Below are 11,526 nucleotides of genomic sequence, written 5' to 3'. Positions count from 1 at the left end.
ATGCCATTACCTACTTCTGTAAAGCTGTTTGAAATGTCGCCCCGTGACGGCCTGCAAAACGAGCCGGGTGACATCGTGCCCACCGCGACTAAAATTGCGCTGATCGAGCGGCTCGCTAAAGCGGGGATCACCCATATTGAAGCGGCCAGCTTCGTGTCTCCCAAATGGGTGCCGCAAATGGGCGATGCCGTTGAGGTCATGGCCGGCATTCAACGTCACCCTGGCGTTGTGTACTCTGCACTAACGCCCAATTTAAAAGGGCTTGAAAACGCCCTATCCGTGGGTGTTGAAGAAGTCGCGGTGTTTGGTGCGGCTTCAGAAGCGTTCTCACAAAAGAACATCAACTGCTCGATTGCCGAGTCACTGACACGGTTTGAGCCTGTGTTAGAGCGTGCCCGAGAGGCGGGCGTGCGCGTGCGTGGCTACGTTTCCTGTGTGTTGGGCTGCCCTTACGAAGGCGAGATCGCCCCGGCCAAGGTGGCTGAGGTGGCCAAAGCACTTTATGAGATGGGCTGCTACGAAGTGTCCCTGGGCGACACCATTGGCGTCGGTACGCCACTGGCTGCTAAACGCATGATCGAAGCAACGCGCCAGCAGGTGCCCATTGAGTTTCTGGCCGCCCACTTTCATGACACTTACGGCATGGCGCTGGCCAATCTTTATGCCGTGCTTGAAGAGGGCGTGAGCGTGATTGATTCAGCCGCCGCTGGGCTAGGCGGCTGCCCTTATGCAAAAGGGGCATTAGGCAATGTGGCGACAGAAGATGTGCTCTATCTACTTGAAGGGCTGAACATCGAAACGGGTATCGATCTACAGGCCGTGATTGATACCGGGTTTTGGATTACTCATGAGCTCGGCCGTAAACCCAGCTCCAGAGTCGCCCTGGCTAAAGGCCCTAGAAGTTAATATTAGTCATTAATAATAAAAAACACTACGGCTAACGATTCTCTGCCTTCCCGTTTAGATAAGAAAAAGACATCGGAGAGACTTAACATGGCATCACCTGCTCTTACCCAACCCAGCTACTCCAGCAGCATGGCGGACAAGCCCCTTCTGGGCATGACCATTGGCGACAAATTCGATCAAATTGCCACCCTACATGCCGATAACGATGCGCTGATCGTGCTACACCAGAATATTCACTGGAGCTACCGCCAGCTTCAGGAAGAGGTCAATCGCTGCGCCCGCGCCCTGCTCTCCATCGGCGTCAATAAAGGTGACCGGGTGGCCATTTGGGCACCTAACTGCAGCGAATGGACGTTAACACAGTTTGCCACCGCCAAAATTGGCGCCATTCTGGTCAACATCAATCCCTCTTACCGCACCCATGAGCTGGAGTACGCGCTGAACCAATCCGGCGCGCGTTTTCTGGTCACCGCCAACAGTTTCAAAAGCTCCGACTACAGCGCCATGCTGTATGAATTAGCGCCAGAACTTAACGCGTGCACTGAAGGCCAACTCAAGTCGCAAAAACTGCCTGACCTTGAGTGCATTATTAATTTAAGCAGCGAAAAACTGAGCGGTATGTGGCGCTGGTCTGACCTGATGAACGAAGGCACCAAGGTTAGCCAAACCGACGTTGATGACTTGCAAGCAACGCTGCAATTTGATGACGCCATTAATATTCAGTACACCTCCGGAACCACAGGCTTCCCTAAAGGCGCGACCCTTTCTCACCACAATATTCTCAATAACGGTTTTTTCGTGGCGGAAAGCATGGGCTTCACCAGTGAAGATCGCTTGGTGATCCCGGTACCGCTGTACCACTGCTTTGGTATGGTCATGGGGAACCTGGGCTGTATGACCCACGGCGCCACCATGATCTACCCAGATGAAGGCTTTGATCCCGGTAAGGTGCTCAAGGCAGTGCACGAGCAAAAAGCTACCGCGCTTTACGGTGTGCCAACCATGTTTATCGCTGAGCTTGATCACCCGGATTTCCCTGGCACCGATCTCTCGTCGCTACGCACCGGGATCATGGCGGGATCGATCTGCCCCGCTGAAATCATGAAGCAGGTGATCAGCAAAATGAACATGAAGGGCGTGCAAATCGCCTACGGCATGACCGAAACCAGCCCGGTATCTACCCAGACCGGCGCCAACGACAGCATTGAAAAGCGCGTTTCTACCGTGGGCCGCACTCAGCCCCACCTGGAAAATAAAATCGTCGACCCCGGCAATGGCGGTATTTTGCCCAGGGGTGAAATCGGTGAGCTGTGCACCCGCGGGTACAGCGTGATGCTGAAGTACTGGAACAACGACAAAGCCACCGCTGAAGCCATCGATGAATCGGGCTGGATGCACACCGGCGACCTGGCCACCATGGATGAAGAGGGTTATATCCAGATCGTGGGCCGCATTAAAGATATGGTCATCCGCGGCGGCGAGAACGTTTATCCCAAAGAGATCGAAGAATTCCTTTATGCCCACCCGGCGATTTCAGAAGTACAGGTCACCGGCGTGCCGGATAAAAAGTACGGCGAAGAGTTGATTGCCTGGGTGAAACTCAACAGTACCGCTGGCGAAGTCACCGGTGAAGAGCTGCGTGAGTACTGCAAAGGGAAAATCACTCACTTCAAAATTCCGCGCTACTTTAAGTTCGTTGATGAATTCCCGATGACCGTCACCGGCAAGATTCAGAAATTCAAGATGCGCGAAATTTCGATTCAGGAGCTAGGTTTAGATCAAGAGTCATAACACGCAATGACCAACCCCAACCGTTTAGCGGATCACTATCAGCGCGCCCTGCGCGCTGATGAAATTCTGGCCCAAATAGATGCCCACTACCCCGATGGTCCCACGCTTCACCAACTGGCCCCGCTGGATCAGCTACATATTGGTGGCGTAGCGGCTTCCACTCGGCTGCTTGAACGACTTAACCCGGCTACTCATGGAAAGGTGCTGGATATCGGCGCTGGGCTGGGAGGATTGATGCGCCAGGGCGCAATGCTCGGCTTTCAAATGACCGGCCTGGATATTACTCACGGCTTCAGCACGCTCAACAAAGCGCTGAGTACGCGAGCGATGCAGCCGGGCACTCCACCGCTTGCCTGGGTGACCGGTAATGCCAGCGCCCTGCCATTTGCCGACAGCAGTTTTGACGCCTTACTGTTTCAGCACAGCCTGATGAATATGCCTGATGCTGCCAGGGTACTCGCAGAAAGTCGGCGAGTTCTACGCCCTGGTGGGCAGCTAGTAATGCACGAAGTGGTCAGCGGCCCCAACGTGGCACAGCTTCACTATCCAGTGCCTTGGGCCGCCTCTTCCGAGCACTCCCACCTACTTAACCTAGCTGAACTGACTCGACTGCTTGAAACGGGCGGCTTTCGACTTGAACACGTTGAAGACTGGAGCGACATGGCCTTGGCGTGGCGCCAACGTCAGAGGCAAAAAGAGCAGGTGAAAAGGTCTGTGGTGCTATCTCCACAGTGGGTATTTGGCGAGCGCTTTATCACAATGGGTAAGAATTTAGTCAATAACTTAGCTGACGGCGCAATTAAAGTGGTAGAAATCCAAGCCTGTTGCTAATCTGAATGGGAATAGCTTTTTCTCCCTACCCGTGGCTATAACAATAGGTGTACGAGAAATGCCAATGAAACGCTTGGCAAGCACCCTGCTCTGCTGCTCCGTCCCCTGGTTCAGCTGCTATGCCGACGATACGCCTCCGGTAATGGCTTATACCGCTCCCGACAGTGAACTCATGCTGCTCGACAATGGCGTTATCTTGGAAGGCAGCGACCTTAGTAGTTTAGACACCTATACAAGTGGCTTCCGTTTAACCGCAGGGTTCAGCCCTTGGCGGCTTCCTCAGTTGGACATTGGCGCAGAGATTGCCTACCGAGAAAGCGAAGAAATTGCCACCGCTTCCAGCATCAACCCACTCATTATGGATACGTTAAGCTTAGGTGGGGCTATTGTTGCCGGCGTTCGCATGGGCGCGTTTAGCGTCTATGCGAAGTCCGGCATCACCGAATGGCGGGGGGAAAGTGACCTGGAAGGCGCTGATGAAAGCGGCACCGCGATGCTGCAAGGTTTCGGTGCCACCGTGACGATCAACCGTCTTGTTAGCCGACTGGAGTACGAGCGTATCGACGCCCCCACTCTTAGCCATCTCAATATGTTAAGTGCTTCGTTGCACTTGCCGTTTTGAATTTCATTTTTTAAAAAAATGCGTTAAGGATTACATCAAAAATAGCTGCGGCTATTCCTCCCAGGCTGTCTCGTCATTGCATGGACGGTTGCATTTTGTCGCTCCAGGGGCACGAATGCTCAAGCTGAGCCGCTAGTGACGCAAGATATAGTCAATAATTCAACAGTTGGAAATTTAACCCTATGTCGATTGAGCTTTGGTTATCATTTGTGATGGCGTCATTTTTGATTATCGCATCTCCAGGCCCCGCTGTTGCCCTGTTGGTAATGACCGGTATCAATCAAGGCCGCAGAGCCGCATTGGCGATGTTGCCCGGCTTTTTCTTAGGTGACCTGGTGGCCATGTCACTCTCGTTTGCAGGCGTCGGTGCTCTGCTGATGGCATCTGCGCATCTATTCGCTATCGTTAAATGGCTAGGGGTTCTCTATCTGCTTTATTTGGGTATTAAGATGTGGCGTGAATCCGGCCAATTGAACGACCTGAAATCCTCGGGAGCCAACGTAAAGCAAGGCACCGCGAAGGCATTTTGGGTGACACTCCTAAACCCCAAAAGCATTCTGTTTTTCATGGCGTTCATGCCGCAGTTTATTAACCAAACTCAGCCCTTAGCGCCGCAGTTGGCGATTTTGTTTGCTACGTTTCTTATGATGGGGATTATATCGGATCTCGGCTACACATTGCTGTCGACGACTAGCCGACAGCTAATGACCGCCAAGTTTCGGCGAGTGCTACACCGCTGCGGCGCAGGTAGCTTGATTGGCGCCGGGTTATTTATGACCTTTATGCGACGCCCGGCAGGGTAATAAAGAGGTATCCATAGCTTGCATCCAGTAGCTTATTTGACTAACCAGTGACATCGGATAGCGATAACCGGGACACCCCCTTATCGATCATCAGGCGTTTTCAAGTCGTCGATGCCTGTCTTGGCAAGTCAACAATAGAAGTTTTTCCCACGACCCATCTATTTTTAAAATTCGGCAGTTAACCTCAAAATCATTAACATTTTTGTTTCATTGCTTACTCTCTTCAGGTGGTGTCCAAATAGGCACATCTTCCCGCTGGGGTTCGTGCCAATCCTGTTTCATAGCGCTGTTTAGCGACTCTTCCAGTTTCATAAACAGTTCGCCATAGCGCGGACTAAAACTGATACCGCCCTCTATCTCTTTCCAGGCTTCGAACAACTCGTCTGCGTGGGCATCTTCATTCTGCACAAACGACCAGGTCATCTGCTTGGCACGCATGGGGTGAACGCCCATGGCAGTCAGCGCGTGGCCACCCAATTCTAGTGCTGAATGGTAGGTTTCGCTGACCGTGTCATCGGCGCCCGCTTCACGCAGCTGATAGCCATGGCCACGGTCAAAAGCACGCGCCAACACCCATACATGCGGGTAGTAGTGCTTAATGTGCTTGACCATCTGTACGGCGCGGTCACGGTCGTCCAAGGCAATCACGATTAACCGGGCATGTTCAATCCCAGCGGTTTCGAGCAAATCGGAACGGCTGGCGTCGCCAAAATAGCTTTTGATGTTTATTTTGCGCAGGTTTTCAATCTGTTCGATCTCATGGTCCAGCGCCACAATGGGAATACTATTGGCGCGCAGCAGACGACAAATAATTTGTCCAAACCGCCCTACGCCCGCAACGATCACCGGGGCCTGCTCTTCGATTGCGTCAGCTTCCCGACCGTCATTCTTGGCACTGCGGTAGCGCGGCAGAACCAACCGGTCGTAAGCAATAAACAGTAGCGGTGTCAAAAACATTGAGAGCGCCACCACTAGAGAGAGAATCTGGGAGATGTCGGTTGGAATGACACTGTTCTGTACGCTATAGGTCAGCAGCACAAAACCAAATTCACCCGCCTGGGCAAGGCTCAGGGTGAATAGCCAGCCATTGCTGCCACGCACCCGAAACAACAGTGCTAAACCAAGCAGAATCATGCCTTTTACCACGATCACGGCCAAGCCTAACGAGAGAACCGTGCCCCACTCCGCCGCCAGCACCGAGAAATTAATACCTGCCCCCACGGTAATAAAGAACAACCCCAACAGCAGTCCTTTAAAGGGCTCAATATTAGCTTCCAACTCGTGCTTGAATTCACTGTTGGCAAGTACCACCCCGGCCAGGAACGCGCCGAGGGCGGGCGATAAATTAACCAAACTCATTAGCGCGGCAATGCCGATGACCAGCATCAGGGCCGTGGCGGTAAATACTTCGCGCAGGCCAGAACTAATCACATAGCGAAACAGCAGGGGCACTAAATAGTAGCCTGCCGCTATCACGCTCGCGATGGCCGCCACGACCACCAAGGCATGTGCCCAGCCGGGCAATTGTGCGACCAGGCTTAAGCTGGCGTGGCCATCATCGCTAACGTCGCCCATTAACTCGGGAAGTGCCAGCAACGGAATTAGCGCCAGCATGGGAATAACGGCAATATCCTGGAACAGCAGCACCGAAAAGGCGCTGCGGCCCCCTTCGGTTTTGGCAAGCCCCTTCTCGTTCAACGTTTGCAGCACAATCGCCGTGGAAGAGAGCGCAAAAATGAGCCCCACCGCCAGGGCAGTTTGCATCACTAGCCCTAGCCACAAGGCAATAGCGGTGCCTGCAGCAGCGGTTAGCACTACCTGAAGCCCCCCTAGCCCCAGCAGTCGCACGCGCATCGCCCATAACCCTTTCGGGTCGAGCTCCATGCCGACCAAAAACAGCATCATCACCACGCCAAATTCGGCAAAATGCTGAATGGTGGTGGTTTCCTGGCCCACCAGCCCCAGGATCGGGCCAATCACTACCCCGGCGACCAAATAACCCAGCACTGAGCCCAGCCCAAACCGTTTGGCAAGGGGAACCGCAATTACCGCGGCGACAAGATAAATAAAGGCTTGAATAAAATAGCCGGTCATCGTGTTTCCTCAAAATAGAACGAGCTGCTTGACTTCCCTGAGCAATAATGTAGCGTACTAGTACGCTAGTACATTACTTATTAACCGATGGCATTCTTCGATGGTTTCACAACTTACACATCATGACGACAAACGATCACTACCAGGCTGAGCTTATTCGCCACTTGCTCGCCATAGACTCACCCGAGGCAATGGACGCAGCACTGGCCGACCTGCTGACTCCCGCAGAGTATCAAGAAATCAGTAAACGACTACAGATTTTTAAACTGCTGCGTGAAGGAGTGCCGCACCGCAAAATTGCCGAAACCATAGGGGTGGGTATCGCCACGGTTTCCCGCGGTTCGCGCGCGTTGGCCACCTTGCACGCTTCAACACCGCTATCCTCTTCACAAGCTTCTTCACGGAATGATGCACCATGACCATTGCCAATACGCATGCCTCGGGCCCACAGCCGTTTACGCTGCCACGCAAACCTCACTACGTGACGCTGGCGGCGGACTGCGACTTCTTTGCCCTGTTTCAAAAAATCGAGCGGCAGTTTGATACCTGCTACATGCTGGAGTCGCTTGGCGAAGATAGCCATATTGCACGCCATTCGATCATCGGCTTTGACCCCGAATACACGCTGTATGCCAATGGCAACACGCTAACTATCGAAGACCGTGACGGCAATGCAAACGAGTACCCAAGCGATAACCCTTATGAACTACTGCGTAGCCTGATCCCCCAAAATATTATTTCGCGTAAGTACGCGGGTGGCTTAAGCGGCTACCTCGGTTACGATGCCATGCAGTACTTCGAGCCCTCGCTGACCCTAAAAGCCAGCGACGATTTCGATACCTTTCGCTTTGGGCTCTACAAAGATGGCCTGATCCTCGACAAGATGACCGGGGAGGTTACCTACTTCTATTACGACAATAGCCGTTACGAGTTTCTGCAGACGCTGATCGACGCCGACGAAAAACCCGCAGGCCCACTGCACATCACCGCGCTGGGCGACACAATGAGCAAAGCCGAGCACGCCGAGGCGGTTGCTAAGGTGAAGCAGGACATCATCAACGGCAAGGTGTTTCAGTGCGAGGTCGGCTTTAAAAAGCGCTTTCGAATTGAGGGCGATACGCTGGCCCTTTATGATCAGTTGCGCACCATCAATCCGTCGCCCCAGATGTACTATGTCAAATTCGGCGAGCAGAAGCTGATCGGCGCAAGCCCAGAGCTGCTGTTCCGCCTGCGCCAGGGTGAGATGGAAACCTTCCCACTGGCAGGCACCACCCTCCGCGGCCAAACGCCCCAGGAAGACACCCAGCTAGCCCGGGCGCTGCTCAACGACCCCAAGGAGATCGCCGAGCACAATATGATTGTGGATCTGCACCGCAACGATATTGGCCGGGTGGCCCAGTTTGGCACGGTAAAAGTGCGCAGCTTGATGGATATCAAACGCTTTAGCCACGTACAGCATATCTCCAGCGAAATTGTCGGAATTATTGCCGAAGGCGAAGACATGTTTACGGCGCTGGCGAGTAACTTCCCGGCGGGCACGCTCACCGGCGCGCCCAAGATTGAGGCAATGAAGATTATCGATGATCTGGAAACCGACGGTCGCGGTCCCTATGGCGGTGCGGTGGGCCAGTTCTCGTTTAACGGCGACTGCACCTTTGCCATCCCCATTCGCACGGTGTTTGTGAACGGCGAGCGCGCCTACGTACAAACCTGCGGCGGCAACGTGTTCGATAGCAACGCCGAGGATGAATACGAAGAAATTCGCCGCAAATTCGCTGGCACTCGCAAGGCCCTGGCCCCTTTTATGAGCACGGATATGGAGAGCCCCGCATGAAGGTGCTGATCATCGATAACTACGACTCTTTCACCTATAACCTTTACCAGTTTATTGGTGAAATCTTGACCACGGAGAAGAATCGCGGCGGGTTGCCTCATTTTGAGATCATCGTTAAACGTAACGACCAAATCGACTACCACGCCATTGAGGCTCTGGCGCCGGATCGCATCATTATTTCCCCCGGCCCCGGCTCGCCGGATGACCCACGCTACTTTGGCGTGTGCGCCGAGGTAATTGAAAAACTGGGTAAGACCACCCCGCTGCTAGGGGTTTGTCTGGGCATGCAGGGCATCGTGCATGTGTTCGGCGGCAAGGTGGTTAAAGCGCCGCTACCCATGCACGGCAAGATCAGCCCAATCAACCACGACAATCGCTCGGTGTTTAACGGCGTGCCCGACCAGCTTGAGGTGATGCGTTATCACTCACTGATTGCCGATGCGACCACTTTACCCGAGTGCCTGGAAGTAACCGCCACCGTGGGTGCCCTGGAAGCGGATAATTTTGAGCAGCGCAGCCGCTGGCAGGCAATGGGTGAATTCGAGCTTATGGGCGTTAAACACCGGGAATACCCGATTCACGGCATTCAATTTCACCCCGAATCATTCGCGACCGAAGGCGGTAAGGAGTTGATAGCCAACTTTCTTTTCGCGCCCAACGATCAAGCCAGAGCGTAGGCACGCAGCATAGGGTGGCTAAACGGGTGGCTAAATGAGACTCAATGAAACAGTTAGCCACCCCGCACAGGCCAGATTTACAATAACCGTCAGCCAGAACGTAACCTGGAAGGCGGTTTTCTGAGTTTTATGCCGCAGCCGCTGTTGAGCCAGGAACGCACCCGGCCAGCCACCCACTACCCCAAGCAGATGTAGCGTTTTCTCGCTCACTCGACGGCGGTTATTGATAGCCGCCTTTTTGTCGATGGCGTAGGTAATGTAAGCGAGCATGCTAATCACAGCATAAAAAGCGACGATTGGGATCACAGTAAGGACTCTTGAAGGAGGAGGAGCTACTTGCGTCGCTGAGAAGGCTTGCCCGCAACCGCTAGCTTACCGCGGCCTTTGCCAACGGGCTTACCTTTTGCACTAGGCTTGCTTTTAACACTGGGCTTGCCGGGCGCTTTACCCTTGGGGAGAGGTTTACCAGCACTGTTTTTCGGGCCGGTGCTAACTTTTCCACTAGCGGCCTTTTTACCTTTGGGAAGTGGTTTAGGTTTAGCCCCGGTGGCTTTGGTGCCCGCTTTGGCCGGTTTCGGGCGCCCTTTGTTGGCAGCGGGCGGCTTTGCCTTGCCAGCGCCTGAGCTGTAGTTGGGCCTTTCAGGCTTAGCTTTACTCTTCTTCTCTGGCACGGCTTCTGATTTTTCGGTCAGCGCGATAATGGTGTCAATCTCTTTAGGGGTGAGATCGCGCCAATCCCCCAGGGCTAATCCTTTAAGGGGCACATTCATAATGCGCGTGCGAATAAGCTGGGTAACTTCATAGCCGAAGTATTCGCACATACGGCGAATTTGCCGATTGAGTCCCTGCACCAAGGTAATAGTGAACACAAAGGTGGACTCTTTTTGCACTTTGCAGCGCTTGGTCACCTTGCCAAGAATCGGCACACCGCCCTGCATGCCCTCGATAAACTCGTCGGTGATCGGCTTATTCACCGTCACCTGATACTCTTTTTCGTGGTTGTTATTGGCACGCAGAATCTTATTAACCAAATCACCGTTATTGGTTAAAAAAATCAGCCCCTGGGAGTCTTTATCGAGCCGACCGATGGGAAAAATGCGCGTGCCGTGTTTTACAAACTCAACGATATTGTCCTTTTCGCTGGACTCGGTGGTGCTAACGATGCCCACCGGCTTGTTCAGCGCAATAAGAACCAGATCTTCCTCTTCCTGTGGCTCGATCTCCTGGCCATTGACCTTGACCAGATCCCCCGCTACCACTTGGTCGCCGGTAGTGGCGCGGCGACCGTTAATCCACACGTTGCCCTGCTCCACAAAGCGGTCAGCCTCACGGCGAGAGCACATTCCACTTTCACTAATGTATTTATTGATACGGGTAGATTTTCGTAACGACATAAAACGCCATGTGGCTAAAAGGAGTGAACAAAAAAGTTAAAAAGAGGAGCCGGGCTGCTTTAGAAAAGCCAACTCCTCGTCGGTAGAGGCCCGCCCCAACAGTGCATTGCGGTGCGGGTAACGCCCGAAGCGATCAATGATCGCCTTGTGACGCACTTCAAAATCGAGATTATTCTCTAATCCCGGCTGGTCGAACAATTTCATCGCCAAGGCATGAATGGCGGCAGATTCGCTATGCATATAGGGCATATACAAAAATGCCCGCTGCTGAGGGGTTAGCTCAGCGTCGGCACCCGCAGCCACTGCCTCCTGAGCTAGAGCCAGCGCATCGGTGGCAAAAGCGCGCATCATCGCGGAAGATATTGCGCGAGAACTGATCCAGCACGATGATTTCCGCCAGCCGCCCCTGAGCCGTTTGCCGCCAGGTATAACATTCACACTGCGCCGCCTGGGTATGCAGTTCACCAAAACGCGACTGAATAGTGCTATCCATCTCAAGGTCTTTTTTAAACCACTGAGCAGGCGTCAACGCTTCAAACCAAAAGTCGAGTACCGCTTGAGCATCTGAGGGCAT

General features: G+C 53.5%; 11 protein-coding genes and 1 pseudogene. 8 read left to right on the top strand and 4 right to left on the bottom strand.

The window, feature by feature from the left end:
• The 5 genes from ACXUPB_RS09065 (at nucleotide 1) to ACXUPB_RS09045 (ending at nucleotide 4,953) form a co-directional block, all read left to right on the top strand.
• Nucleotides 1-906: a hydroxymethylglutaryl-CoA lyase gene (locus ACXUPB_RS09065; protein WP_336272902.1), complete on the top strand. Its 906-nt coding sequence runs from the start codon at nucleotides 1-3 to the stop codon at nucleotides 904-906.
• An 87-nt stretch (nucleotides 907-993) separates the two neighbouring features.
• Entirely contained in the window at nucleotides 994-2,697 is a 1,704-nt protein-coding gene (locus ACXUPB_RS09060) for an AMP-binding protein (RefSeq protein ID WP_472956337.1), read from the top strand.
• 6 nt (nucleotides 2,698-2,703) lie between these two features.
• Entirely contained in the window at nucleotides 2,704-3,528 is an 825-nt protein-coding gene (locus ACXUPB_RS09055) for a class I SAM-dependent methyltransferase (protein WP_472956335.1), read from the top strand.
• Nucleotides 3,529-3,586: 58 nt separating this feature from the next.
• On the top strand, nucleotides 3,587-4,150 hold the full coding sequence (locus ACXUPB_RS09050) for a hypothetical protein (protein WP_472956333.1): 564 nt from the start codon (nucleotides 3,587-3,589) through the stop codon (nucleotides 4,148-4,150).
• A gap of 182 nt (nucleotides 4,151-4,332) precedes the next feature.
• Nucleotides 4,333-4,953, top strand: coding sequence for a LysE family translocator (locus ACXUPB_RS09045; protein ID WP_472956332.1), 621 nt, complete (start codon nucleotides 4,333-4,335; stop codon nucleotides 4,951-4,953).
• Nucleotides 4,954-5,160: 207 nt separating this feature from the next.
• Here ACXUPB_RS09045 and ACXUPB_RS09040 read toward each other — a convergent pair whose 3' ends face one another.
• Nucleotides 5,161-7,047: a monovalent cation:proton antiporter-2 (CPA2) family protein gene (locus ACXUPB_RS09040; RefSeq protein ID WP_472956330.1), complete on the bottom strand. Its 1,887-nt coding sequence runs from the start codon at nucleotides 7,045-7,047 to the stop codon at nucleotides 5,161-5,163.
• Nucleotides 7,048-7,169: 122 nt separating this feature from the next.
• Here ACXUPB_RS09040 and ACXUPB_RS09035 point away from each other — a divergent pair, with 122 nt between their 5' ends.
• The 3 genes from ACXUPB_RS09035 to ACXUPB_RS09025 are packed head-to-tail and all read left to right on the top strand — an operon-like array spanning nucleotide 7,170 to nucleotide 9,558.
• Nucleotides 7,170-7,466, top strand: coding sequence for a Trp family transcriptional regulator (locus ACXUPB_RS09035; RefSeq protein WP_336272907.1), 297 nt, complete (start codon nucleotides 7,170-7,172; stop codon nucleotides 7,464-7,466).
• Nucleotides 7,463-8,881 carry an anthranilate synthase component I family protein gene (locus ACXUPB_RS09030; RefSeq protein WP_336269220.1) on the top strand — a complete coding sequence of 473 codons (1,419 nt, stop codon included), beginning with the start codon at nucleotides 7,463-7,465 and terminating at the stop codon, nucleotides 8,879-8,881. The genes ACXUPB_RS09035 and ACXUPB_RS09030 overlap by 4 nt, the downstream gene beginning before the upstream one ends.
• A complete protein-coding gene (locus tag ACXUPB_RS09025; protein WP_101146147.1) occupies nucleotides 8,878-9,558 on the top strand; it encodes an anthranilate synthase component II in 681 nt (226 codons plus the stop codon). The genes ACXUPB_RS09030 and ACXUPB_RS09025 overlap by 4 nt, the downstream gene beginning before the upstream one ends.
• A 30-nt stretch (nucleotides 9,559-9,588) precedes the next feature.
• On the opposite strand, the gene ACXUPB_RS09020 is transcribed toward ACXUPB_RS09025, so the two are convergent.
• The 3 genes and pseudogenes from ACXUPB_RS09020 to ACXUPB_RS09010 all read right to left on the bottom strand — a co-directional run bounded on the left by ACXUPB_RS09020 (nucleotide 9,589) and on the right by ACXUPB_RS09010 (nucleotide 11,526).
• Nucleotides 9,589-9,864: a DUF1294 domain-containing protein gene (locus ACXUPB_RS09020; protein WP_101146148.1), complete on the bottom strand. Its 276-nt coding sequence runs from the start codon at nucleotides 9,862-9,864 to the stop codon at nucleotides 9,589-9,591.
• Nucleotides 9,865-9,890: 26 nt separating this feature from the next.
• Nucleotides 9,891-10,952 carry a 23S rRNA pseudouridine(2604) synthase RluF gene (gene rluF, locus ACXUPB_RS09015; RefSeq protein WP_101146149.1) on the bottom strand — a complete coding sequence of 354 codons (1,062 nt, stop codon included), beginning with the start codon at nucleotides 10,950-10,952 and terminating at the stop codon, nucleotides 9,891-9,893.
• 36 nt (nucleotides 10,953-10,988) lie between these two features.
• Nucleotides 10,989-11,526: pseudogene (locus ACXUPB_RS09010) on the bottom strand (DUF924 family protein).

This window comes from Vreelandella sp. DA03-1M, from assembly GCF_055725665.1.
The sequence above is the reverse complement of the archived record's forward strand: the minus strand, read 5'-3'. Positions and strand labels throughout refer to the sequence as shown.